The sequence below is a fragment of the Arcobacter aquimarinus genome (assembly GCF_013177635.1).
Classification (GTDB): domain Bacteria; phylum Campylobacterota; class Campylobacteria; order Campylobacterales; family Arcobacteraceae; genus Aliarcobacter; species Aliarcobacter aquimarinus.
In genome coordinates, this window is the sequence record NZ_CP030944.1 from 1,076,019 (window position 1) to 1,099,195 (window position 23,177).

29 protein-coding genes are annotated in these 23,177 nt (G+C 26.9%); 19 read left to right on the plus strand and 10 right to left on the minus strand.

What is annotated here, in order from left to right; translation table 11 throughout:
• The first annotated feature begins 121 nt into the window (after window positions 1-121).
• Window positions 122-487 carry a hypothetical protein gene (locus AAQM_RS05250; protein ID WP_129095426.1) on the plus strand — a complete coding sequence of 122 codons (366 nt, stop codon included), beginning with the start codon at window positions 122-124 and terminating at the stop codon, window positions 485-487.
• A gap of 25 nt (window positions 488-512) precedes the next feature.
• On the opposite strand, the gene AAQM_RS05255 is transcribed toward AAQM_RS05250, so the two are convergent.
• The 3 genes from AAQM_RS05255 to AAQM_RS05265 form a co-directional block, all read right to left on the minus strand.
• Window positions 513-854, minus strand: a complete 342-nt coding sequence (locus AAQM_RS05255; protein ID WP_128985595.1) for a DUF309 domain-containing protein — start codon at window positions 852-854, stop codon at window positions 513-515.
• Window positions 851-3,667 carry an excinuclease ABC subunit UvrA gene (uvrA, locus tag AAQM_RS05260; RefSeq protein WP_129095427.1) on the minus strand — a complete coding sequence of 939 codons (2,817 nt, stop codon included), beginning with the start codon at window positions 3,665-3,667 and terminating at the stop codon, window positions 851-853. Before uvrA ends, AAQM_RS05255 begins: the two co-directional genes overlap by 4 nt.
• A gap of 97 nt (window positions 3,668-3,764) precedes the next feature.
• Window positions 3,765-4,187, minus strand: a complete 423-nt coding sequence (locus AAQM_RS05265) for a hypothetical protein (RefSeq protein ID WP_129095428.1) — start codon at window positions 4,185-4,187, stop codon at window positions 3,765-3,767.
• Between the two features lie 182 nt (window positions 4,188-4,369).
• Here AAQM_RS05265 and AAQM_RS05270 point away from each other — a divergent pair, with 182 nt between their 5' ends.
• The 4 genes from AAQM_RS05270 to AAQM_RS05285 are packed head-to-tail and all read left to right on the plus strand — an operon-like array spanning window position 4,370 to window position 7,302.
• Entirely contained in the window at window positions 4,370-4,924 is a 555-nt protein-coding gene (locus AAQM_RS05270; protein WP_129095429.1) for a TetR/AcrR family transcriptional regulator, read from the plus strand.
• A 57-nt stretch (window positions 4,925-4,981) separates the two neighbouring features.
• On the plus strand, window positions 4,982-5,491 hold the full coding sequence (locus tag AAQM_RS05275) for an HPP family protein (protein ID WP_129095430.1): 510 nt from the start codon (window positions 4,982-4,984) through the stop codon (window positions 5,489-5,491).
• 9 nt (window positions 5,492-5,500) lie between these two features.
• Entirely contained in the window at window positions 5,501-6,028 is a 528-nt protein-coding gene (locus AAQM_RS05280) for a pyridoxamine 5'-phosphate oxidase family protein (RefSeq protein WP_129095431.1), read from the plus strand.
• 32 nt (window positions 6,029-6,060) lie between these two features.
• Entirely contained in the window at window positions 6,061-7,302 is a 1,242-nt protein-coding gene (locus tag AAQM_RS05285; protein WP_129095432.1) for a DEAD/DEAH box helicase, read from the plus strand.
• Here the strand turns inward: AAQM_RS05285 and AAQM_RS05290 are convergent.
• From AAQM_RS05290 to AAQM_RS05320, 7 genes are read right to left on the minus strand one after another with little or no spacing between them, the layout of a single operon-like run.
• On the minus strand, window positions 7,299-8,027 hold the full coding sequence (locus tag AAQM_RS05290) for a sulfite exporter TauE/SafE family protein (protein ID WP_228254529.1): 729 nt from the start codon (window positions 8,025-8,027) through the stop codon (window positions 7,299-7,301). The genes AAQM_RS05285 and AAQM_RS05290 overlap by 4 nt on opposite strands.
• A gap of 2 nt (window positions 8,028-8,029) precedes the next feature.
• The gene (gene cysE / locus AAQM_RS05295; RefSeq protein WP_129095434.1) at window positions 8,030-8,788 is read right to left on the minus strand and encodes a serine O-acetyltransferase; all 759 of its coding nucleotides are present in this window, start codon (window positions 8,786-8,788) and stop codon (window positions 8,030-8,032) included.
• Window positions 8,778-10,589, minus strand: a complete 1,812-nt coding sequence (gene speA, locus AAQM_RS05300) for a biosynthetic arginine decarboxylase (RefSeq protein WP_129095435.1) — start codon at window positions 10,587-10,589, stop codon at window positions 8,778-8,780. Before speA ends, cysE begins: the two co-directional genes overlap by 11 nt.
• A 2-nt stretch (window positions 10,590-10,591) precedes the next feature.
• A complete protein-coding gene (hisS, locus tag AAQM_RS05305) occupies window positions 10,592-11,833 on the minus strand; it encodes a histidine--tRNA ligase (RefSeq protein WP_129095436.1) in 1,242 nt (413 codons plus the stop codon).
• A complete protein-coding gene (gene tmk / locus AAQM_RS05310) occupies window positions 11,823-12,392 on the minus strand; it encodes a dTMP kinase (RefSeq protein ID WP_129095437.1) in 570 nt (189 codons plus the stop codon). The genes hisS and tmk overlap by 11 nt, the downstream gene beginning before the upstream one ends.
• A complete protein-coding gene (gene coaD / locus AAQM_RS05315) occupies window positions 12,383-12,868 on the minus strand; it encodes a pantetheine-phosphate adenylyltransferase (protein ID WP_129095438.1) in 486 nt (161 codons plus the stop codon). The genes tmk and coaD overlap by 10 nt, the downstream gene beginning before the upstream one ends.
• 3 nt (window positions 12,869-12,871) lie before the next feature.
• Window positions 12,872-13,426 (minus strand): UbiX family flavin prenyltransferase, encoded by a 555-nt coding sequence (locus tag AAQM_RS05320; RefSeq protein ID WP_129095439.1) that lies wholly within the window; start codon window positions 13,424-13,426, stop codon window positions 12,872-12,874.
• 201 nt (window positions 13,427-13,627) lie between these two features.
• On the opposite strand from AAQM_RS05320, the gene AAQM_RS05325 reads away from it, so the two are divergent.
• The 14 genes from AAQM_RS05325 to AAQM_RS05390 all read left to right on the plus strand — a co-directional run bounded on the left by AAQM_RS05325 (window position 13,628) and on the right by AAQM_RS05390 (window position 23,169).
• A complete protein-coding gene (locus tag AAQM_RS05325; protein ID WP_129095133.1) occupies window positions 13,628-14,263 on the plus strand; it encodes a recombinase family protein in 636 nt (211 codons plus the stop codon).
• A gap of 71 nt (window positions 14,264-14,334) precedes the next feature.
• Window positions 14,335-14,781, plus strand: a complete 447-nt coding sequence (rplI, locus tag AAQM_RS05330; protein WP_129095132.1) for a 50S ribosomal protein L9 — start codon at window positions 14,335-14,337, stop codon at window positions 14,779-14,781.
• A gap of 3 nt (window positions 14,782-14,784) precedes the next feature.
• On the plus strand, window positions 14,785-15,321 hold the full coding sequence (gene hslV / locus AAQM_RS05335; protein ID WP_129095131.1) for an ATP-dependent protease subunit HslV: 537 nt from the start codon (window positions 14,785-14,787) through the stop codon (window positions 15,319-15,321).
• A gap of 6 nt (window positions 15,322-15,327) precedes the next feature.
• Complete coding sequence (gene hslU, locus AAQM_RS05340; protein ID WP_129095130.1) at window positions 15,328-16,656, plus strand: ATP-dependent protease ATPase subunit HslU; 1,329 nt, start codon at window positions 15,328-15,330, stop codon at window positions 16,654-16,656.
• A 58-nt stretch (window positions 16,657-16,714) separates the two neighbouring features.
• Window positions 16,715-17,020 carry a hypothetical protein gene (locus tag AAQM_RS05345; RefSeq protein ID WP_129095129.1) on the plus strand — a complete coding sequence of 102 codons (306 nt, stop codon included), beginning with the start codon at window positions 16,715-16,717 and terminating at the stop codon, window positions 17,018-17,020.
• Window positions 17,021-17,039: 19 nt separating this feature from the next.
• Window positions 17,040-17,822, plus strand: coding sequence for a TatD family hydrolase (locus AAQM_RS05350; RefSeq protein WP_415498315.1), 783 nt, complete (start codon window positions 17,040-17,042; stop codon window positions 17,820-17,822).
• 38 nt (window positions 17,823-17,860) lie between these two features.
• Window positions 17,861-19,078: a lytic transglycosylase domain-containing protein gene (locus AAQM_RS05355; RefSeq protein WP_129095127.1), complete on the plus strand. Its 1,218-nt coding sequence runs from the start codon at window positions 17,861-17,863 to the stop codon at window positions 19,076-19,078.
• Window positions 19,062-20,015 (plus strand): septal ring lytic transglycosylase RlpA family protein, encoded by a 954-nt coding sequence (locus AAQM_RS05360; protein ID WP_129095126.1) that lies wholly within the window; start codon window positions 19,062-19,064, stop codon window positions 20,013-20,015. The genes AAQM_RS05355 and AAQM_RS05360 overlap by 17 nt, the downstream gene beginning before the upstream one ends.
• A 9-nt stretch (window positions 20,016-20,024) precedes the next feature.
• Window positions 20,025-20,597, plus strand: a complete 573-nt coding sequence (hisB, locus tag AAQM_RS05365) for an imidazoleglycerol-phosphate dehydratase HisB (protein ID WP_129095125.1) — start codon at window positions 20,025-20,027, stop codon at window positions 20,595-20,597.
• Entirely contained in the window at window positions 20,594-21,091 is a 498-nt protein-coding gene (locus tag AAQM_RS05370) for a KdsC family phosphatase (RefSeq protein WP_129095124.1), read from the plus strand. Before hisB ends, AAQM_RS05370 begins: the two co-directional genes overlap by 4 nt.
• A complete protein-coding gene (lptC, locus tag AAQM_RS05375; protein WP_129095123.1) occupies window positions 21,082-21,612 on the plus strand; it encodes an LPS export ABC transporter periplasmic protein LptC in 531 nt (176 codons plus the stop codon). The genes AAQM_RS05370 and lptC overlap by 10 nt, the downstream gene beginning before the upstream one ends.
• A gap of 12 nt (window positions 21,613-21,624) precedes the next feature.
• The gene (lptA, locus tag AAQM_RS05380) at window positions 21,625-22,119 is read left to right on the plus strand and encodes a lipopolysaccharide transport periplasmic protein LptA (RefSeq protein WP_129095122.1); all 495 of its coding nucleotides are present in this window, start codon (window positions 21,625-21,627) and stop codon (window positions 22,117-22,119) included.
• The gene (yihA, locus tag AAQM_RS05385) at window positions 22,116-22,727 is read left to right on the plus strand and encodes a ribosome biogenesis GTP-binding protein YihA/YsxC (protein ID WP_129095121.1); all 612 of its coding nucleotides are present in this window, start codon (window positions 22,116-22,118) and stop codon (window positions 22,725-22,727) included. The genes lptA and yihA overlap by 4 nt, the downstream gene beginning before the upstream one ends.
• Window positions 22,708-23,169: an N-acetyltransferase gene (locus AAQM_RS05390; protein ID WP_128985618.1), complete on the plus strand. Its 462-nt coding sequence runs from the start codon at window positions 22,708-22,710 to the stop codon at window positions 23,167-23,169. Before yihA ends, AAQM_RS05390 begins: the two co-directional genes overlap by 20 nt.
• Window positions 23,170-23,177 lie beyond the last annotated feature (8 nt).

Below are 23,177 nucleotides of genomic sequence, written 5' to 3' on the forward strand. Positions count from 1 at the left end.
TTTTTGTGTAACATAAATTAAACAAATAATATCTAAATATACTTAATAATAAAGTTTCTTAAAAAACAAAATTTTTATAGTATAATATTAGATATAAAAACTTTTATAAAAGGAGTTTATTATGGAATATGGATTAATACCAAAAATTGACCAATTTAGTGATAATAAAGCCTTAGAGTTACAAAGAGTTCAAGCCTCTTCAAATTCATCAGAAGTGAAAACAAAAGAGAGTTTAGAACAGGTTCAACAACAGGCTATATCAAAAGCAAAAGAAGCATCAGAAGTTAAAGATATAAAAAATGAACAGACTTCTTCTAATAAATATGAAGTTGTTTTATCAAATACAAATTTTGGATATAACGATTCTTCTAAAGATTTTTATGTAAAAGTGGAAAGAGGGAATATTGAAAACCAATATCCAACAGAAGAGATGATGAAAATGAAAGCTTATATGTTAAGTTTAAGTGAGCAAATTACAGCATCTTAAAAGAGGTGATATAAGTATAAAAAACTTATATCATCTTATTTAGTTTTATTAAAAACTCTTTTGCTTCGTAGTATTTTTCTTTTTCTTCAAAATCTACCTCTTCTAAAAGAGGAATGTATTTTTCAAAAGCTAACCAAACTTTTTTGTGTCCTTCTTCTTTTTTCTTAATATGAAAAAGAGCAAGTGCAGTTGCTCCATTTATTAAACCTTTTAAAACAAGGGCTTTGTTTATTTCACCTTGTTTTTTATAGTAGTTCCAATCATCTTCAAGTAATTCGTGAGCTTCTACAAAATAACCATTTTTTATTGCAAAAATAAATCTATCAATAGCTGTTTTTTGATTGAAAATATTATAATCTATTTTCATTTGCCATTTATCTCTTTATCTAGGTAGTATCCAGTGTATGAAGCAGAATTTTTGTGGTTTTGTGCTAAAAATTCAGGAGTCCCCTCATCAACAATTTTTCCACCCTTACTTCCACCTTCAGGTCCTATATCAATAACCCAATCAGAGTTTTTAATAACATCAAGATTATGCTCAATTACCAATACTGAATTTCCAAGTTCTACTAAATGATGTAAAACTTTTGTTAATCTATCAACATCAGCAAAATGAAGTCCTGTTGTTGGTTCATCTAAAACATATAGAGTATTTCCAGTATCTTTTTTACTTAACTCTTTACTTAGTTTTATTCTTTGAGCTTCTCCACCACTTAGAGTAACTGCATTTTGTCCCAAAGTTATATAGCCAAGTCCAACATCACTTAGAGTTTGAAGTTTTGCTTTTAGTTTTGGCACTTTTGCAAAAAACTCTAAAGCTTCATCAACACTCATATTTAAAACATCAGAGATATTTTTCCCTTTATACATTATCTCTAAAGTTTGAGCATTATATCGCTGACCATGACAAGCATCACATTTCACCATAATATCAGGTAAGAAGTGCATTTCGATTTTTATTTCACCTTCACCTTGACACTTCTCACAACGACCACCTTTTACGTTAAAAGAGAATCTTCCTATTTTATAACCTCTAAGCATTGCTTCTTTTGTTTTTGCAAACAAATCTCTAATATCATCCATAAGCCCAGTATAAGTTGCTGGATTTGATCTAGGAGTTCTTCCTATTGGACTTTGGTCAAGATAGATAACTTTATCGAGTTTTTCTAATCCTTCAATCTCTACACCATCAACTTTTTTTACTTTTCTTGCATGATTTAAAAGCTCTTTTGCAACTGGAAGTAGGGTTTGTAAAATAAGTGAAGATTTACCACTTCCACTAACCCCTGTGATTGAAACAAGGTTTTTTAGTGGAATTTGTACATCTAAATCTTTTATGTTATTTATATTTACATTTTTTATCTCTATAAACTCTTCTTGAGGTCTGTTGTGAACATAATCAATCTTTTTTGTACCAGTTACATATTTTGCTGTTAGAGTTTTTGCTTTATTCATCTCTTTTAAAGTTCCAGCAAATACAATTTCTCCACCAAATTTACCTGCATTTGGTCCAATATCAACTATATAATCAGCTGCTTGAATCGTCTCTTTATCATGTTCAACTACAATAACAGTATTTCCTTTTTCTTGTAGAGCTCGTAAAGTTTTGATAAGTTTATTTGTATCTCTTTCATGAAGTCCAATAGACGGCTCATCTAAAACATACATAACTCCTGTCAGTCCTGAACCAATTTGTGAAGCTACTCTAATTCTTTGAGCTTCTCCTCCACTTATAGTTCTAGCATCTCTTCCTAAAGTTATATATCCAAGTCCAACATCATGTAAAAAGAATATTCTCTCTTTAATTTCTTTTAGTATAGGTGCAGCAATCATCTTATTTTGCTCACTTAAATATTCAAAATTTTTATCATCTTGAAAAAATGCATGGGCATCTTCTATTGGAATATTTAAAATATCAGGAATATTTCTATTGGCAACAAAAACACTTTGTGAAGAGGGTTTTAACCTATTTCCATTACAAGCGTCACACTTCTTTTCAGTCATGTATTCACTCATCTCTTTTTCTTCTTTTATCATGTCATAGGCAAGTTTTACTATTCCTTCCCATTTTCTAACTAATTTATGTTTTTTCCAAAAAAATGTAACTTCATCTACTGTTCCATGTAAGATAGCTTTTTTTTCGTGTTCTTCTAAAGAATTAAAAGGTATTTTTATATTTATATTATTTTGTTCACAAAATGCTAAAAGCATCTTGAAATAAAATCCTTTATTAAATCCATAAATAATTTTAATAGCACCCTCTTCAATAGATAAATCTTCATTTATAACTTTTTTCATATCTAAAGCATATCTAATTCCCAAACCATCACAAGAAGGACAAGCACCTTTTGGTGAGTTAAAAGAAAAAGAGATAGGTTCAAGTGGTTCAAAAGAGATTTTACAATCAAAACAAGCCATATGTTCTGAGTAATGAATATGCTTTTCTACTCCAACTTCTTCATGATTTATAATCTCTATTTCTAACTCTCCAAAACTCTCTTTTAGACCTTTTTCCACATCTTGAGCAATTCTTTCTTTATTCTCTTCTTTTACTGTAACTCTGTCTATTACTACTTTAATAGTATGCATTTTGTTTTTTTCAAGTTCAATATCTTCATCAAGTCTTGCCATAACTCCATCTATCATGGCTCTTACATAACCTTTATTTCTAAGACTTTCTAATAAATCAGCAAAACTTCCTTTTTTTCTGTTTATTAATGGCGCTAAAATTACTATTTTTGATTCATTGGGTAAAGATAAAACTTGATTGATAACATCACTTGCACTCATTTGAGAAATAGGTTGTCCACATTGATGACAATGTTGTTTTCCAACTCTTGCATATAAAAGTCTAAAATAATCATAAACTTCAGTGATAGTTCCAACAGTTGAACGAGGATTTTTTGAAGTGGTTTTTTGATCTATTGCAATAGCAGGAGTTAATCCTTCTATTCTTTCAACATTTGGTTTTCCAATTTTATCTAAAAACTGTCTAGCATAAGAAGATAAAGACTCTATATATCTTCTTTGACCTTCAGCATAAAGTGTGTCAAATGCTAATGTAGATTTTCCAGAACCACTTAATCCTGTAAATACAATCAGCTTATTTTTTGGTATTTCTAAATTAATATTTTTTAAGTTATTTTCACAAGCGTTAAATATTTTTATTGTATCTGTCATAGTTTTGCCTTTAAAATTTTAAAGCTGATATTATAGGATAGATATATATAATAATCTATTAAAGAGTGAATATAAAGTTGTCTAAAAATCCCTTTTTTTAAGAGTTTTTTTCTTTATATTCTTCTGTTCTTATTCGTCTTTCAATCTCTCTTTTTACTAAGTTAATTGCATAGTTTTTATTTCCACCATGAATAGTTGAAACTATTTGAGAATTACAAGTTTCACATATAAAATCAGTTTTTGTAAGTTCTGTAGCTTTTGTATGGCAAGAACGGTCATCATAAACAAGTAAACTATCACAAGTAGGACAATAACATTGTATATTTGTAATACTATTTTTCTCCCAATTCCATTTCCATTTAGCTTTATAAATAGAGTCTTCTTTATAGGTTAAATAGTCTAATTTAGAAGCTTTTTTTAGGTTTATAAAAATTTTTATAAAAAGTATTAATAATAAAATAAAAATTATTATTAAAGACCAAATAGGAAGAGGGTAATAAGATAATAAAAAATCATACATAGAATTCAAGGTGAGTTTTATTTGTAAAATGGAGTTTTCTATTTGTAAACCTTTTTAAATAAATTTTTGGAATTATATATTATTGATACTAAAAATAAAAGTATCAATTTTGAAACTAGACAAATATTGACTATAAAAACAAATTAAGCTAAACTTTTACCAAACAATCGTTTGGATAAAATATGGCAATCAAAAAAACATCAAAAGAAGAGATTTTAAAAGAGTCTATCAAACTTTTTAAAATACAAGGATATTCAAATACTTCAATGGCAAATATAGCAGATGCTTGTGGTTTGATAAAAGGAAGTATTTATCATCATTTTAAAAGTAAAGATGAAATAGGAATTGAATCTTTAAGATATATTCATAGCTACTTTGATAAAGAAGTTTTTTCTATTGCATATAGGACTAATTTATCGGATAAAGAAAAAATCAAACTTATAGTAAAAAAAACAGATGAATATTTTTTACAAAGTAAAGGTGGTTGTTTACTTGGAAATTTAGCTTTAGAAGTAGGCACTTTAAATTTAGAGTTTAAAGAAGAAATAAAGATATATTTTACCGCATGGGAAAATGCTTTTACAAATATATTTCAAAACAAATATCCCAAAGCAAAAGCTAGAGAGTTATCTAAAGAGTATGTTGCTTTGATTCAAGGTTCAATTATGATGATGAATCTATACGACTCATCTGAAGAATATTTAAAAGTTGGTGAAAAAATCATCAGTTTAATCTGATGTTTTTTTTTATTTATTTTAATCAAACAATCGTTTGGTTGAAAAAAAGGAGAAGTTATGAATTATTTAAAAAAATTTAAAGGGCAGGGTGAAAAACTACCTGCAAAATCAAACATAAACGAAATCATTTTTGCTTGGTTTGGTGGATTTATTTCAATTGCTATTATTGGATATTTGACAAAGTCTTATGATAATCTTTTAGTAATGGGTTCATTTGGTGCCTCTTGTGTGTTATTATATGGTTTTCCAAAAAGTCCATTTTCACAACCAAGAAATGTAGTTTTAGGGCATATTTTTTCTACATTTATTGGATTGATTTTTTTTCATTTTATTGGAAATGAATGGTGGAGTATGGCATTGGCTTTAGCAACTGCAATTGCTGTTATGATTGCAACAAGAACAGTTCATCCACCAGCAGGTTCAAATCCTTTAATTGTTTTTTTATTGGGTGCAAATTGGGATTATCTTATTTTTCCTACTTTAATAGGTTCTATAATTTTAGTAATAGTTGCATTGTTTTATAATAATCTACATAAAGATAGATTTTATCCTGAGTATTGGTTTTAAGGAGAAAAAATGGAAATTTTTACACAAGAACATTTAACAGTAAGAGAAAAATATGGTACGACAAATCAGGCTGAAATGGTTTTTAGTTATATGGATACGACTTCTTTAAGTGATAGAATGATTGGTTTTATAGAAAGTATAAACTACTTTTTTCTTGCAACTTCAAGTAAAGAAGGAAGAACAAATGTAAACTTTAAAGGTACAAAATCAAAAAGACTTATAAAAGTTTTAGATAAAAATAGACTTATATTTCCTGATTTTGATGGAAATGGAATTTTACACTCGGTTGGAGATATATTATCAAATCCTAATGTTGGTTTATTGGTTATTGATTTTTCAAAAGATATAAGAATCAAAATAAATGGTAAAGCAAAAATCATAGATGATAAAGAGATAATTTCAAGTTATTTGGATTATTTTGACTCTTTTAATTTTTCAAGATTGATAGAAGTAGAGATAGATTATGTTATACCAAATTGTTCAGCAAATTTAAGTGTAGTAAGAGACTCTATCTTGGATAAAGGAAATAAAGTCTAAAATACACTTTCAAATAATCAAAAGGAAAGTTTATGTCATTTTCTAACTTAGGTCTTAATCAAAGAATAAATAAAGCACTTAAAGAAAATACTTATAAAAATCCAACTTCAATTCAAGAAAAAGTGATTCCTTTGATTTTACAAAAAAAAGATATTATGGCAAAAGCACAAACTGGTAGTGGAAAAACTGCTAGTTTTGTTTTGCCTATATTAGAGTTCTTTTTTAATAAAAATGAAGAAAAAAAAGAAAAGACAAAAGCAAAAATTTCTACTTTGGTACTTACACCAACAAGAGAATTAGCTCTTCAAGTGTCTAAAGCTTTTGGTGATTTTTCTATAAATTTTGAAAATAAACCAAAAACTGTAACTATTATAGGTGGAGAAAGCCTAACACAACAGCTTTTGGATATTCAAAAAGGTTGTGATATAGTTGTTGCAACTACTGGAAGATTACTTGATATTTTAGATAAAAAGCAAATAAATTTGTCAAATATCGAATTTTTTGTTTTAGATGAAGCAGATAAAATGCTAGATTTAGGATTTGAAGTAGAACTTGAAGAACTTTTAAAATCTCTTCCAAAAAATAGACAAAATCTTCTTTTTTCTGCAACTTATCCGCAAAAGATGCTAAATATTGCTTCAAAAATTACAACAAAAGCTTTAGAAGTTTTTATAGAAGATGAAACACAAACTGTTCAAACTATAAATCAACGAGCAATAACTGTAAATAAAGAGAATAGAAGTGCGCTTTTAAGATATTTAATACAAAATAATGATTGGGAGCAAATACTTGTTTTTATGGCTAATAAACGCTCTTGTGACAATATATCTTTTAAATTTAGAAAATATGGCTTAAATGCTGAATCTTTTCATGGAGATTTACTTCAAGATGAAAGAAATGATACTTTAGAGGATTTCAAAAATAAGAAAATCAATATTTTATTTTGTACAGATATTGCTGCACGTGGACTTCACATAGATGATATTTCTTGTGTTATAAATTTTGATTTGCCACGTTCACCTGCTGATTATGTTCACAGAATTGGAAGAACAGGACGAGCTGGAAAAAGTGGAGATGCAATCTCTTTTATAGGTTTAGAGGATTTTGAACACTTTTTATTAATAGAAAAAAGATGTGAAATAAAACTTGAAAAAGAGCAAATAAAAGGTTTTGAATTAATAGGTGAAGTAATAAAACAAAAAGGGAAAGAGCCTATAAAAGGCAAAAGAAAAAGTAAAAAAGATAAATTAAGAGAACAAGCTTTAAAAGACTAAAAAGTCTTATAAAGCATAGTTATTAAAATAATAATATTTAAAAGAAGGATAAATTTTTTATAAGAGGTAGCCTTCGTAAGATTTTTTACTTTTATTCCAAAATATACTCCAATAAGTGAAGCAATACCAACAATAGCACCTTCTTGATATAACATCAATCCTTGTAAAGATTGAGAAATAAATCCAGCAATTGATGAAAATATTACAAAAAATAGTCCTAAAGCTGTTGCCATTTTTAAATCATATCTTAAAAATCCAACTAAAATAGGAGTTAATAAAATAGAACCTCCAACTCCAATACTCATAGCTACTATTCCTATGAAAAAACCAATTATCAAAAGAATAAATCTATTTTGAGATTTTGGTTGAGCTTCTTGAGAAGCTGGTGAATAAAAAATTCTAACTATCGAAAATACTAAAATTAGTATAAAAAGATATTGTAAAAATTCATTTGAAACATTTGAAACAATAAATCCACTTTGAAGTCCACCAATAAAACCACCAATTCCTATAATAGTTCCATCTTTTAAAACTTCTTTAGCTTTTTGAGCATTTAAAAAAGAGCCATAAATAGATGAAAAAACCATTTGCATTACTGAAATTGCAACAGCTTCTTTCATAACAAAGCCACTCATTAAAAGAAGAGGTACTAAAATCATACCTCCTCCAACTCCAAAAAAACCAGAGATAAATCCTGTTATTACTCCAAAAATTGCTAATTCCAAGATTATGCTTCTTTTTTCTTAATAGAGTTCATAGCTTCTATAAAATTATTATATTCAGCTTCAAGTTTTTTATCTTTTTCACTAATATCTATTCCATCTTCTTCTTTTAGTGCAACTTCAACAATATGAATTCTTTCAAGAAGATATTTAAACATCTCTTTATTAATATCAGGTAAGTCTCCATGTGCCATTTTACAGTTTTTATTGTCTCTTCTAATTATTTTAGCAGGAACTCCAACAGCAGTTGAATTATCTGGAACATCACAAACAACAACTGAGTTAGCTCCAATTTTACAATTAGCTCCAATTGTAATGTTTCCTAAAACTTTTGCACCACTTCCTATAACAACATTTGATTTTATAGTAGGATGTCGTTTACCTTTATCAAGGCTTACTCCACCTAAAGTTACACCTTGATATATTAAAACATCATCTTCAACAATAGCAGTTGCTCCAATAACAACTCCAATAGCATGGTCTATAAAAACTCTTCTTCCAATAGTTGCTGCTGGATGGATATCAGTTTTTGTGAAAATTGAGGTAATTCCTACTAATGCTCTTGCTAATTTTTTCCAACCCTTATTATAAAGTCTATTTGCAACTCTATGATTTATAATAGCCCAAACACCTGGATAGTTAAAAAATAACTCAAAACTAGAATCTAAAGCAGGGTCATTTAATTTTGGAACAGAAAAGTCTTCTTTTATTTGTTGCCATAATGAGATTCTTTCACTACTTTGATTTATTTCATCATTCGTCATAATAACTCCATATAGTTTTTAAATAACTATTTTCATTTAAATATTTTTCTAAAATTTTATAAATTTCAGGACTCAAATTTTTAGATAAAATTGATTTCATTTCATCTGTATCATAATCAATATCTTCTAAGATGTCTATGATTTTTTGAGATTCTAAAATCTTTTCTAAAACAACTTTTCCATCTTTAAAAACAATATTAACTTCAGTTGGATGAGAGAAAAGATTGTGTTTCATTCCTAAAGTATCTTGATAAGCTCCCACGTTGAAAAATCCTAAAAAATAATCCTCTTTGTTTAGATTTACGTCATGTAAATATAAAGGTTTTTTTAAATCAAAAGGTAATTCTCCATCACTATCACAAGTAATATCCCATAAAGAAGCACTTCTTGTAGGTTTTTTATCAAGATGTGTTATTGGCATGATTGGAAACTCTTGGTCAATTCCCCAATAATCTGGAAGCGATTGAAATAAAGAGAAATTTAATAAATATTTTTCTTGAATATTCTCATCTAGTTTTTTTAGTTCTTCATAATCATCAATTTCAAGTAATGAAATAGCTTTTTTGATAATCTGATGAGTTAAAATTTCTGCATTTGATCTATCTTGTAAATCAATATATCCTAAATCAAATAGAGTTAATAAAGATTCCATATGGTCAATACTATCATGCATAAACTCATAAGCATTTCTTTTTGTCATATCGTTAAATAGGTCATTTAATTCTTGAATTAAAGGAGGATTATTTTCTTTCAAATTTAGATGGTCAAGTTCATATTCAGCAGAAAATAGTTCTAATACAGGAGTAATTAAAACAGTTGAAGCAGCACTAATAAATCTTCCTGACTCAGTGAAAATATTTGGCTCATCAACACCTTTTTGTTTTGCAATCTCTTTTAATGTAAACACAACATCATTTGCAAATTCTGAAAGAGAGTAAAATCTTGTTCTTTCATAAGCACTATATTCTACCGCTAAACCACCACCAATATTAATTGATTTTAAATTTATTGCTCCTAAATTTTTAAGTTCAGCATAAATATGTCCTGATTCCCTTAATGCTTTTTTCAAAGGTTTAATAGAATTCATAGCAGAACCAATATGAAAGTGAATCATAGTTAAATATTTAACTAAATCTGTATCTTCCATAAGTTCATAAGCTTCTAAAATTTCAGTTGAAGTAAGACCAAATTTAGAGTTTATTCCTCCACTTTTTGCCCATAAACCACTTCCTCCACTATGAAGCCTAACTCTTAATCCAATATTTGGACAAGCAAGTTTTGTTTCATTTAATACTTCTACTATCATTTCAAGTTCATTTAAACCTTCAATAATAATAGTTATATTATGTCCCATACTTTTAGCAATAAAACATAAATGAATCATCTCTTTATCTTTAAATCCATTTATAGTTATTGGTGAATTCATATTATTATAAGTCATTGCTATGATTAATTCTGCTTTACTTCCAGCCTCTAATCCATAGTTGTATTTTTTACCCATTGCAACCAAAGGATGAATAAAGTTTGGTAGTTGATTAACTTTTAAAGGAAAAACAGCATTAAAATTTCCTTTATAATCATACTCTTTTATACTTGCATTAAATGTATCATAAAGAGTTGTGATTTGTTTATTTGTAATATGTGGAAATCTAAGAAGCAAAGGTCCTTTAAAATCTTGTTTCCTTATATCTTTAACAATTGAAATTAATGAAGGTTTACAATCATAATTAACCTTTGCTAATCCATCTTCAATAATAAAATTACCATCACTCCAGATGTCTATTCCATAGTTGTTATTCACTGCTAAAATTCCTCTAAATTTAAATTTTTTATTTCTTGTGTATCAATATTTTTTACATAAATAGTATTTGTTTTTAACTCATTTTCACCAATTAAAGCAACAATATTTGCTCCAAGCTTTTGGGCAATTCCAAAATGTTTACCAAAACTTCGTGGCGCGTATTCTACTAAAGTTTTAGTTGTTTTTCTCTTTTTATTTGCAACTTTTATCATAGTATTTATTGAAATTTCATCTAATGCTCCAATGTATATCACATCTTGATTACATTCGGGCATCTTTACAAGTTCTAGTAATCTTTCAATCCCAATGGCAAATCCAATACCAGAAGTTGATTTTCCACCTAAAAACTCTACAAGTCTATCATATCTTCCACCACCTGCTATTGCACTTTGCGCTCCAATTTCATTACTTACAAATTCAAATGCAGTTTTATTGTAATAATCTAAACCTCTAACTAAATTTGAATCTACTTCATAAGAGATATTATTAAAATCCAAAATTTCTTTTAATTTTTCAAAATCACTGTGGCAAGAATTACATAAATTATCAGTAATTTTTGGAGCATTGTTTAATAATAATTGACAGTTTTCATTTTTACAATCTAAAACTCTAATAGGATTTGTTAAGATCCTTCTATTACAATCTTCACACAACTGTTCTTTAAAAGTTGTTAAATGTTTAATAAGGTTTTCTTTATACGGAGGCATACATTCAATACAACCTAAAGAATTTAATTTTAGAGTAAATCCAATTCCAAAAAACTCAAGAATTTCTTTTATCATAATTATAATATTTGCATCTTCATAAACTGAATCTATTCCAAAAACTTCACAACCAAATTGGTGAAATTCTCTTAGTCTTCCTTTTTGTGGTCTTTCGTATCTAAACATTGGACCATAATAATACCATTTATAGTTTCCACCTGCACGGTCAAGTTTCTTTTCAACAAAATGTCTTACAACACCAGCAGTTCCTTCTGGTCTTAAACATACGTCATTTTCACCTTTATCAATAAATTGATACATCTCTTTATTTACAATATCACTACTTTCTCCAACACTTCTTTTAAATAATGCTGTTTCTTCTAATAGGGGAGTTTCAATATACGAAAAACCATAATTTTTTGCAATTCTTGAAGCATTTTCTATAAAATATGTAAATAAAGCACTCTCTTCATTTACAATATCTTTCATTCCTCTTAGGCTTTGAATAGTTTTTGTATTTTTTATTTCATTACTTGCCATTTATAAAATCCTCAATCTTTTTTTCTATCTCTTCTATCTTTAAACTAGCATCTATAAAAATATAATTTATACCTATTTTTTGGATAGTTTCTTTCATTCTATTTTGAATATTAATTAAATACTCAATTCCTCTTAATTCAATGGAGTCGTTCTCTTTTTGTGATAATCTAAATTTCAACTCAGAAGGTGTTAATTCAAGTAAAATTACATAATCTGGTAAAATATTTTGAGTTGCAATAAGATTTAATTCTATTAATTTATTAAGATTTAATTGGTTTGCATAAGCAATTCCTGAAATCATTGATCTATCTGAAATCACAATTTTATCTTTATTGTTTTTTATAATTTCTTCTATATGTTCAGCTCTATCAGCTAAAAATAAAAACATCTCTGCAAGTTGAGATTTTGCTTCTCCACCTAAAGCCATTGCTCTTAGTTTTGTTCCTAAAAGTGTTCCACCTGGTTCTTTTGTAAAAATTGCATTTGGAAAATTTTTTTTCAAAAGTTCTAATTGTGTAGATTTTCCAGCGGTATCAATACCTTCAATTACTACATACATTCTAATACTTTTTTAGGAACTAAATGTTCAAACTTACCATTGAATCTTATTATTTCTCTTACTATTGTAGAACTAACAAAGGCATTTTCTAAAGTAGGCATTAGATATAGTGTTTCTATTTTTTTGTTTATTGACGAGTTTGCATATCCCATTTGCAGTTCAAATTCAAAATCTGAAACAGCTCTTAATCCTCTAATAATAGTATTTATTTTAAGTTCTGTAGCTAAATCAACAAGTAAAGTATCAAATCCTAAAACTTTAACACCTTCTATATCTTGCGTTGCAGCTTTTGCAAATAAAACTCTTTGTTCATGAGTAAACATAGGTTTTTTTAGTTCACTTTTTGCAACAGCAATAATCACTTCATCAAAAATGTTTGCAGCACGTTTTATAATATCTAAATGACCATTTGTAATTGGGTCAAAAGTACCACTATATATAGCTTTTTTATATGAATTAATATCACAATTTGACATTTTTTATTCCCATCTTTTATATAAATTATTATCTATTTTCAATAAATCAAACCATTTTCCAATCAAAAACTTTTCCATATCTTCTAAACTTTGTTGATTACTATAATACCCTAATATTGGAGGTGCAATAGTAACACCTAGTTTAGAAAGTTTTAGCATATTTTTTAAAGCTATTGTACTAAAAGGCATCTCTCTTGGAGCTATTACAACTTCCCTTTTTTCTTTTATCATAACTGTAAAAGCTCTAGTGATTAAAGAGTCAGATATTCCAACAGCACATTTTGCTAAAGTATTCATAGAGCAAGGAAGAATAATCATTTTATCAACCTTAAATGAACCAGATGCAATACTAGCACCAATATTTGAATCTTTAAAAATAGTTATATTTTTATGTTCACTAAATATTTCATCGATTGATATATTATTTTCAAGCATTAAAGCTTTTTTTGCACTCTTTGAAAATACAGCAAATACTTCGATATTTTTTGGTATTCGCTTTATAAAATTTATACCTAAAATTGAGCCACTCGCACCTGAAATTGCAACAGTTATTTTCAAGAAAAACCTTTGATTTTGATATATGAATAACGATAATATCAAAAAAAAACTTTCAAGAATTTTAACTTTATATTTATATGTTTTTTAAGTTGTTGTTAATATTTTAATTGATAACATATTGTATAAATATTATATGTAAATATTAAACATTATGTTTAATAAAAAATATTTTAATATTACTTAATGTAAAAGGATTTATTTATGTCAAAAATTTTTACTTATATTAGAAAAAATCAAAATAATGAAAAATATACTCAAACACAAGAAGAGTCTATAGAGAAATATATAAATAAACATAATTTTAAAATTGATAAAAAAATTGAAATTGATATTAGTACTCCTAGTGAAGAAAAAAATATTTTACAACTTTTAGAAAATTGTGAAAAAAATTCTACTTTAGTAGTTTCAAATTTAAATGTTTTTGGACGTTCAATAGAAACAATTTTAGAGATAGTAAAGTTTTTATTATCGAATAAAATTAGAATAATTGTAGTAGAACAAAATCTCGATTTATTGGATGATAAAGATATGTTAACTCAAATGATTTTAGGAGTTATAACAATGACATTAACTCTTGAAAAAGAGTTAATGAGTTTACGAACAAAAGAGGCTTTAACAGCTAAAAAGTTAAATGGTATAGCTTTAGGTAAACCAAAAGGAACTATTCAAAAATCAAAATTTGATATGCAAAGAGATAAAATAGAAGAACTTTTATCTGTTGGATTAAGTGTTAGAAAAATATCAAAATTACTAGGTTACAATAATCATATAGGATTAAATAATTATGTAAAAAAAAGGGATATAAAAACAAATCTAAATAAGCTAAAAGATAATTAAAAAAGCCTTTTTATAATTGTTTAAAAAAAATATAGTAAAATAAAATTAATTAAAATTGAATGGAGTTTATAGTGAAAGTATTATTAACAAAAGATGTAAAAACTTTAGGAAAAGCAGGTGAAATAAAAGAAGTTGCTGATGGATATGGAAAAAATTTTTTAATTGGTAAAGGTTTAGCTTTACATGCAACTACGGAAGTATTAAATAGATGGAAAGCTGAACAAAAAAGAGCAGCTGAAAATGAAGCAAAAGAGATTGCTGCTGCTAAAGATTTAGCTGAAAAATTAAATGCAACAAAACTTACGATAAAACATAAAATAGGTGCAAATGGACATTTAATTGGTTCTGTTACAAATAAAGAAATTGCAGAGTCATTGGAACAACAATTTTCTATAGTTATCGATAAAAAAAACATATCTTTAGATAAAAAAATTAAATCAATAGGTATTTATGAGGTTGATTGTAAATTAGGACACGCAATACATGCAACTTTAAAAGTTGACATAATTGGAGAATAATTTATGTTTGATGCTACAACGATACTTGCATATAAAGGCAAAGATAAAGCTGTAATTGGCGGAGATGGTCAAGTTACATTTGGAAATACAGTTTTAAAAGGAAATGCAACAAAAATTAGAACTTTATACAAAGACCAAATTCTTGCAGGATTTGCTGGAAGTACAGCAGATGCTTTCAATTTATTTGATATGTTTGAAGGACATTTAGAAGCTTGTAAAGGTGATTTATTAAAATCTGTAATTGCATTTTCTAAAGAGTGGAGAAAAGATAAAGTTTTAAGAAGATTAGAAGCTATGATGATAGTTTTAAATAAAGAAAAAATATTTATTTTAAGTGGAAATGGAGATGTAGTAGAACCTGAAGATGGAGCAATTGCTTCAATTGGAAGTGGTGGAAACTTTGCTATTTCAGCAGCACGAGCACTTGCAAAACACTCTAATTTAGATGAAGAAGAAGTTGTACGTGAATCTTTAATGATTGCAGGTGAATTATGTATTTATACAAACCAAAATATAAAAATATTAAAGTTAGAGGATTAATAAATTATGGATATGACACCAAAGCAAATAGTTGCTTATTTAGATGATTATATTATTGGGCAAAAAAATGCAAAAAAAACAATTGCATTAGCTTTAAGAAACAGATATAGAAGAATGATGGTTGAACCAAAACTTCAAGAAGAGATAATGCCTAAAAATATTTTGATGATAGGAAGCACTGGAGTTGGTAAAACAGAAATAGCAAGACGACTTGCGAAAATGATGGGATTACCTTTTGTTAAAGTGGAAGCTAGTAAATATACTGAAGTTGGATTTGTAGGTCGTGATGTTGAATCAATGATTAGAGATTTAGTGTATGAAGGAATAAATCTAGTAACAAAAGAATTTGAAGAAAAAATCAAAGATAAAATTGATGATGAAGTAAATAGAAAAATTATTGAAAAATTAGTTCCTCCACTTCCTGAAAGTGCAAGTGATAGTGCAAAAGAGTCATTTATTAAAACATATAATACGATGGAAAAAAAGTTATTAGATGGTTCTTTAGATGATAAAAAAATTGAGATTGAAATTCCTAAAAAAGCACATATAGAAATTTTAGATTCATCAATGCCTTTTGATATGAGTTCTATGCAAGAAAGCCTAAACAAAATGTTAGGTGGATTAAATAAAGATACAGTTAAAAAAGAAGTTTTAATCAAAGATGCAAAAGTTTTATTAAGAAGCGTTGCAAGTGAAAGTTTACTTGATACAGAAGCTATAAAAGTTGAAGCTTTAAAAAGATGTGAAAATGGTGGAATAATCTTTTTAGATGAAATTGATAAAATCGCTTCTGGTAAAAAAAATAATGGACAAGACCCTTCAAAAGAGGGAGTACAAAGAGATTTACTTCCAATAGTTGAAGGAAGTATCGTTCAAACAAAATTTGGACAAATAAAAACTGATCATATTTTATTTATAGCTGCTGGTGCATTTCACGTTTCAAAACCAAGTGATTTAATTCCTGAACTTCAAGGAAGATTTCCTTTAAGAGTTGAATTAGAGTCTTTAGATGAAGAAGCTTTATATAAAATTTTAACAAACACTAAAAATTCACTTTTAAGACAATATCAAGCTCTTTTAGCTGTTGAAGATGTAGAGTTAGAGTTTGATGATGAAGCAATAAGAGCTTTTGCTAAATATTCAGTTACAGCAAATGAAAAAACTGAAGATATTGGTGCTAGAAGATTACATACTGTTATTGAAAAAGTAATAGAAGATATATCTTTTGATGCAGATGAGAAAAAAGGTACTAAAGTAGTAGTTACAAAAGAATTAGTTTCTGAAAAATTAGATGATATTGTTGAAAATATAGATACTGCAAGATATATATTATAATTTAGAAATTAATAATTTTTTAGATAGAATAATTTCCATTAAAATAGGGAGAAGAGATATGAATATTGTTACTTTTTGTGAGATAGATGAATCTTTGTTTAATCCAGAGTTTAAAATTGAATATTTTCATACAGGCTCAGCAAGTGATGCAGATATTGCAATTATAGATATAAATTCTATATTTGAGTTTGAAGAAAATAAAACGAAAGTTTGTAAAGAGAAATTTGTTTCTATAGCTATAATTGAAGATGAGAGTGATTATGATGCTTTTAAAAATTTTGGAATAGATGCTTGGATAAAATCATCTGATATTTCTCAAATTAACAATATTATAAACCTAGTTAATAAAAGATTTTTATCGTAATTAAGGATTAAAAATAATTATAGATACTCATTGTCATTTAGACAACAAACAATACTACGAAGACATAGATAGTGTTATTTTAAATGCATTAAGTCATGGTGTAAAGGGATTTTTAATCCCTGGAGCTGATTTTAATGATTTACCAAAAGCAGTAGAATTAGCTGAAAAATATAATGAAGTCTATTTTGCGGTTGGAATTCATCCCTATGATATAGATATGTACAATGAAGAGATGATGGAAAAATATGTAAATCATCCTAAATGCATAGCTATTGGTGAGTGTGGCTTGGATTATTATAGACTTCCTGAAGATGAAAAAGAAAAAATTGAGAATATTAAAAAACAAAAAGAAGTTTTTATTTCTCAAATTGAATTTGCAAAGAAAGTTAAAAAACCTTTGATTATTCATATTAGAGATGCTTCAAATGATTCACGACAAATTTTGATAGATTATAATGCAAAGGAAGTTGGTGGAGTTTTACACTGTTTTAATGCAAGTGAACATTTACTTCCTTTGGCTGAACATAATTTTTATTTTGGAATAGGTGGTGTTTTAACTTTTAAAAATGCAAAAAAATTAGTTGAAATTTTGCCAAAAATTCCAAGAGATAAACTTTTGATTGAAACAGATGCACCTTATCTTACTCCTCATCCTCATAGAGGTGAAAGAAATGAGCCTTATTATACAGTTTTTGTATCAAAAAAAATATCAGAATTACTTCAAGTAAGTGAAGAAGAAGTAGAACAAATAACTACAAATAATGCAAAAAAATTATTTAAAGAGTTTTCTAGTCTATCTTAGATATAATGTAAAGATATACCTAAGATAGAGAGGATTTTTTGATTAGAGTTTTTTTTTCAATTTTAATATTTGTTAATACCCTTTTTGCAATAGAGGATATAGCAATAAAAGTTCTAAAAGATTTAGATATTGATTCCTCTTTTGTAAATGAAAAATCTTTAGATAAAACTTATGAAGAGTATTCCTCTTCAAAAAATATTACTTATTACAATAATTTAATAAAAAAATCTTCTTTAAACGTTCAAATAGTAAAAACTGAAATAGAAAAAGAGAATCTTCCTGAATCTTTCTTTTTTATTCCTTTACTTGAATCAAGTTTTGTAAATCAAACAAAAGGTAAAAATTCTCCTGCTGGATTATGGCAAATTATGCCACAAACTGCAAAAAATTTAAAATTAAGAAATGATGAGTTTGTTGATGAAAGATTAGATCTCATTAAATCAACAGATGCTGCAAGTTTGTATTTAAAAAAATATTATAAAAAATTTAATAAATGGTATTTAGCACTTTTAGCTTATAATAGTGGAGAAGGTAGAGTTATATATGGAGTTGCTAAAGCATCTTTAGATAGGTATTTAGAATTAAATCCTCATATGCAAAATGATGCAAATATTAAAATTTATAAATCTTATATTGAACAGTATAAAAAGAATAAAAAAGGGTTAAATAATTTATATATTATTTATAACAAAATTGGTAAACAAGAAAAAGCTTATGATTTTGCTTACTTAGTAAGAAATAATAAAAATAAAGATTATTTGGCAGAATCTAGTATAAGTTACATTCAAAAAATTATTGCCTTTACAATAATTTCTAAAAAAGATTTATTTAAAAGTATAAATAATAAAGCAAAATATAAATTAGAAAAAGTAAAAGCTCCAAAAGGTTTACAATTAAAATCTTTAGCTAACATTGTAGAGATGAATTATAATGAGTTTAAAATTTTGAATAAACATATTAAAAAAGAGGCTTTACCTATTGATTCAAAACTTTACAATATTTATATTCCAGAAGAAAAATTAGAACTTTATAATAAAAAAATAGTTAATATAAATAGTAATAAGCAAATTAAAAAAGTTGTTGAAACTAAAAATAATAATTTATCTAAGAAACCGATTATTTATGAAGTTAAAAAGGGAGATTCTTTAGAATTAATAGCAAAGAAATTTAAGGTTAATTTAGCAAAATTAAAAAGAGATAATAAAAAAAGTTCGAATTTAATAAAAATAGGAGAAAAAATTGAGATTTATAAATAATATACGAAATAGTTTATTTTTAGGAGTATGTGGTCTATTTTTATTTACTGGATGTTCGCAAAAAAACGTAAGTGGTGATTATACAAAATTTTATAAAGATACTAAAAATTCTAAAATAAACAATTCTCCTCAAATGCATAAATACACAATGAGACCTTATAATGTATTTGGAATAAAATATTATCCATTTATAGCAAATATAGGAGATAATTTCGAAGGAATTGCTTCTTGGTATGGTCCTGATTTTCACTCTAAAAAGACTTCAAATGGAGAAATTTATAATATGCATGCTATGACAGCTGCTCATAAAACACTGCCGATGAATACAGTTGTTAGAGTTGATAATTTAGAAAATGGTAAATCTATAATCGTAAGAATTAATGATAGAGGACCATTTGTAAAAGGAAGAATAATTGATTTATCAAATAAAGCAGCTCATGAAATTGATATGGTAAGACGTGGAACGGCTAAAGTAAAAGTGACAGTTTTAGGATATAATGGTGAAATTGAAAATAAAAATGCACCATTTGAACAAGTTTCAAAAGAGAATATACCTCCTGTTCAATCTGAAAATATTGTAGAACTTGAACCATTAGATATAAAAGAAGATAAAATAATTAGTACAAATGTAACTTCTCCTTCAGTTATTGGAACAACAGTAACAAAAACTGTACCAGTGGTAAATAAACCAAAATCTAATGTTGTTTCAAGTGGAAGTTATAAGATTCAAGTTGGTGCTTTTAGTAAGGTTGAAGGTGCAACAAAAACAAAAAATAACTATCAAAGAGAGTTTAGTAATAATTTAGTTGAATATGAAAAAACTTTTGTAAATGGAAATGTTTTATATAAAGTATTTATAAAAGGTTTTAATAGTTATGATGAAGCATTAAGATTTAAGAATAACAACAGCTTAAATAACTCAATGATTATAAAATAGGATAATAAAATGGTAGAAATAAACCGAAAAACGAAAGAAACTGATATTAGCTGTAAAATAGATATAAATGGCTCTGGAAAATCAAATATCAAAACAGGTGTTGGTTTTTTTGATCATATGTTAGAGGCTTTATCAAAACATAGTGGTATTGATATTGAATTAACTTGTGATGGTGACTTACATATTGATGCACACCATACAGTTGAAGATTGTGGAATTGTTTTAGGACAAGCTTTAAAAAAAGCAATTTTTCCAATTAATGCTGTTGAAAGATATGGTAATGCAACAGTAGTTATGGATGAAGCAGCAACTACTTGTGCTTTAGATTTATCAAATAGACCTTTTTTAGTTTATGAAGTAAATGTAAGTGGAAAAGTTGGAGATTTTGATGTAGAATTGGTCGAAGAGTTTTTTCATGCACTTGCAGGAAATGCTGGATTGACAGTTCATATTATTCAAGATAGAGGAAGAAATAAACACCATATTTTAGAAGCTAGTTTTAAAGCATTTGCAGTAGCACTTCGACGTGCTTTAGTTAAAAATGAAAGATTAGGAATTCCGAGTACAAAAGGTGTTTTATGATAGAACTTATTGTTTTAGATGTTGATGGTACTTTAACAGATGGTAAAATTACTTATTCTTCAACTGGTGAAGAAACAAAATCTTTTGATGTTGCAGATGGTTTAGCAATAGCTGTTTGGACAAAGAATCTTGGAAAAAAAGCAGCAATTATAACAGGTAGAAATTCATCAATAGTTGAAAGAAGAGCAAAAGAGTTAAATATTACACATCTTTATCAAGGTGTGAAAAATAAACAAGAAGTTTTAGAAAATATTTTAAAACAAGAGAAATTATCTTGGAATCAAGTAGCTGCAATTGGTGATGATTTAAATGATTATAATATGTTAAAAAAAGCAGGTTTATCTTTTACTCCTTCGAATGGTTCAGAGTATTTAAAAGAGTTTGTTCACGTAATATGTAAAAAGAAAGGTGGAGAAGGAGCAGTTAGAGAGATGTTAGAATATATTTTTAAAGAAGATAATTTAGAAGAGGAATTTTTAAACGCATGGGTATAAAATCTTTTACAACATTACTTTTATTTGTATCTATTTTCGCTTATTTTATACCTATAAAAAAGCCAGAAAAATCTCAAGCTGAAAAAGATTTACCACAAGTAATTTTTGAAAAACCTATTATGTATACATTAAATGATAGAAGTATTTATAGAGTTGTAATTGCAGAACACGCTGTAAAGTATCAAAATAGAGATGAAATGTTTAATGCTGATATAACACTAAAAAATCAAGATGCAACAAAAGAGTTTAATAGTGAAAATTTAAAAGCAGACAAAATAATCAAAAAAGGCGATATTTATACTTTAACAAATAATGTAAAATATAAAAGAGATAAATTTGTTAAGTTAGATACAGACCATTTAATTTATGATGATATAAATAAAATAGCAAAAAATAATAAACCTTTTGATGGTATTTATAATGAACATATTTTCAAAGGTACAAATTTATATTTAGATATAAATAATGATAATATAAAAGCTGAAAATGCACATTTTGAAATTGATATGAAAAAAAATTAAAAAAGGGAAAAGATGAGATATTTAATAGGTTCTATAATTTGTTCTACACTTTTATTTGCACAAAGTGAAACTTTAGTTATTGATGCACAAGATTTTCAAGCAGATGATAAAAAAGGTGTTTCTATATTTACAGGAAATGTAAAGATAAAAATGGGACAAGATAAATTAAATGCAAATAGAGTGGATGTATTTTTTACGACTAATAAAGAAAATAAAAAAGTACCTTTAAGATATGAAGCTATGGGTAATGCAGATTTTGAAATAGTTACAGAAGATAAACATTATATAGGAAATGGAGATAAGATTATTTATTCTCCTCAAAAAGAAGAATATACAATTATTGGTAATGGATTTTTACAAGAAAAAAATGATGATAGAAAAGTTTATGGAGATACTATTTTTGTTAACCAAATAACAGGTGAAGCTAAAGTAAAAGGAAATGAAAATAAACCTGTTAGATTTATAATAAATGTAGATCGTGGTGAAGATAAAGGAAAAAATCAATGAGAATTATTGATGCAAAATTTTTGCAATCAGCACAAAGTGTAGAAGATTCACCGCCACCAAATGTAGCAGAAGTTGCATTTTTAGGACGTTCAAATGTTGGTAAATCTTCACTTTTGAATACTTTAACAAATAGAAATGGTTTAGCTAAATCATCTTCAACTCCCGGAAAAACTCAGCTTATAAATTATTTTGAGATTAAATTTAAAACTGAAAGTGAAGAGACACCATATTTATTTACAAGATTTGTGGATTTACCTGGGTTTGGTTATGCTAAAGTAGCAAAAAGTTTAAAAGCTCAATGGAATAGAAATCTTACTGGATATTTAGAATTAAGACCAAATTTACAAATATTTGTACATTTAATTGATGCAAGACACCCAGAACTTGAAATAGATAAAAATGTTGATGAGTTTTTGAAAGATATAAAAAGAGGCGACCAAATAATAATTCATGCTTTCACGAAAACTGATAAATTAAAACAGAATGAATTAGCTCAATTAAGAAGAGTATACCCTGAAGGAATTTTTATATCTAATTTGAAAAAAAGAGGTATAATAGACCTTCAAAATAAAATAACAGGATATTTATTTGGAAATCAGATTTTATAAACCAACGGTTGTAGACATTCCTAAAATGCAGGATTTAGTAAAAGAAGAAGTAGAAAAAGGAAAAATTCTTTTAAGAACAGCTGATGAAATGGCAACAACTATTCGTTCATATACAGTTGTTGAAGTTGATGGAAAAATGGCTGGTTTTACTGCAACTCATATTCACTCTCCAAGACTTGCAGAAGTTAGAAGTTTAGTTGTAGGAAAAGAGTTTCGTGGTTTAAAACTTGGAAAAAAACTTGTTGAAGCTTGTATAAATGAAGCAAAACAATATGGAATAGAACAAGTTTTATCTTTAACTTATGAAAAAGGTTTTTTTGAAAGTTGTGGTTTTAGAGAAATAGCAAAAGAAGAGATACCTGAACATAAAATTTGGGCTGATTGTATTAGATGTAAACATTTCCCAATTTGTGATGAAATTGCTATGGTGATTGATTTATAAAATCAGAT

Coding starts and splice junctions, on each gene's coding strand:
- AAQM_RS05250 (WP_129095426.1), top strand. CDS start 122: ATGGAATATGGATTAATACCAAAAATTGACCAATTTAGTGATAATAAA.
- AAQM_RS05255 (WP_128985595.1), bottom strand. CDS start 854: ATGAAAATAGATTATAATATTTTCAATCAAAAAACAGCTATTGATAGA.
- uvrA (WP_129095427.1), bottom strand. CDS start 3,667: ATGACAGATACAATAAAAATATTTAACGCTTGTGAAAATAACTTAAAA.
- AAQM_RS05265 (WP_129095428.1), bottom strand. CDS start 4,187: ATGTATGATTTTTTATTATCTTATTACCCTCTTCCTATTTGGTCTTTA.
- AAQM_RS05270 (WP_129095429.1), top strand. CDS start 4,370: ATGGCAATCAAAAAAACATCAAAAGAAGAGATTTTAAAAGAGTCTATC.
- AAQM_RS05275 (WP_129095430.1), top strand. CDS start 4,982: ATGAATTATTTAAAAAAATTTAAAGGGCAGGGTGAAAAACTACCTGCA.
- AAQM_RS05280 (WP_129095431.1), top strand. CDS start 5,501: ATGGAAATTTTTACACAAGAACATTTAACAGTAAGAGAAAAATATGGT.
- AAQM_RS05285 (WP_129095432.1), top strand. CDS start 6,061: ATGTCATTTTCTAACTTAGGTCTTAATCAAAGAATAAATAAAGCACTT.
- cysE (WP_129095434.1), bottom strand. CDS start 8,788: ATGACGAATGATGAAATAAATCAAAGTAGTGAAAGAATCTCATTATGG.
- hisS (WP_129095436.1), bottom strand. CDS start 11,833: ATGGCAAGTAATGAAATAAAAAATACAAAAACTATTCAAAGCCTAAGA.
- tmk (WP_129095437.1), bottom strand. CDS start 12,392: ATGTATGTAGTAATTGAAGGTATTGATACCGCTGGAAAATCTACACAA.
- coaD (WP_129095438.1), bottom strand. CDS start 12,868: ATGTCAAATTGTGATATTAATTCATATAAAAAAGCTATATATAGTGGT.
- AAQM_RS05325 (WP_129095133.1), top strand. CDS start 13,628: ATGTCAAAAATTTTTACTTATATTAGAAAAAATCAAAATAATGAAAAA.
- hslV (WP_129095131.1), top strand. CDS start 14,785: ATGTTTGATGCTACAACGATACTTGCATATAAAGGCAAAGATAAAGCT.
- hslU (WP_129095130.1), top strand. CDS start 15,328: ATGGATATGACACCAAAGCAAATAGTTGCTTATTTAGATGATTATATT.
- AAQM_RS05345 (WP_129095129.1), top strand. CDS start 16,715: ATGAATATTGTTACTTTTTGTGAGATAGATGAATCTTTGTTTAATCCA.
- hisB (WP_129095125.1), top strand. CDS start 20,025: ATGGTAGAAATAAACCGAAAAACGAAAGAAACTGATATTAGCTGTAAA.
- AAQM_RS05370 (WP_129095124.1), top strand. CDS start 20,594: ATGATAGAACTTATTGTTTTAGATGTTGATGGTACTTTAACAGATGGT.
- lptC (WP_129095123.1), top strand. CDS start 21,082: ATGGGTATAAAATCTTTTACAACATTACTTTTATTTGTATCTATTTTC.
- lptA (WP_129095122.1), top strand. CDS start 21,625: ATGAGATATTTAATAGGTTCTATAATTTGTTCTACACTTTTATTTGCA.
- yihA (WP_129095121.1), top strand. CDS start 22,116: ATGAGAATTATTGATGCAAAATTTTTGCAATCAGCACAAAGTGTAGAA.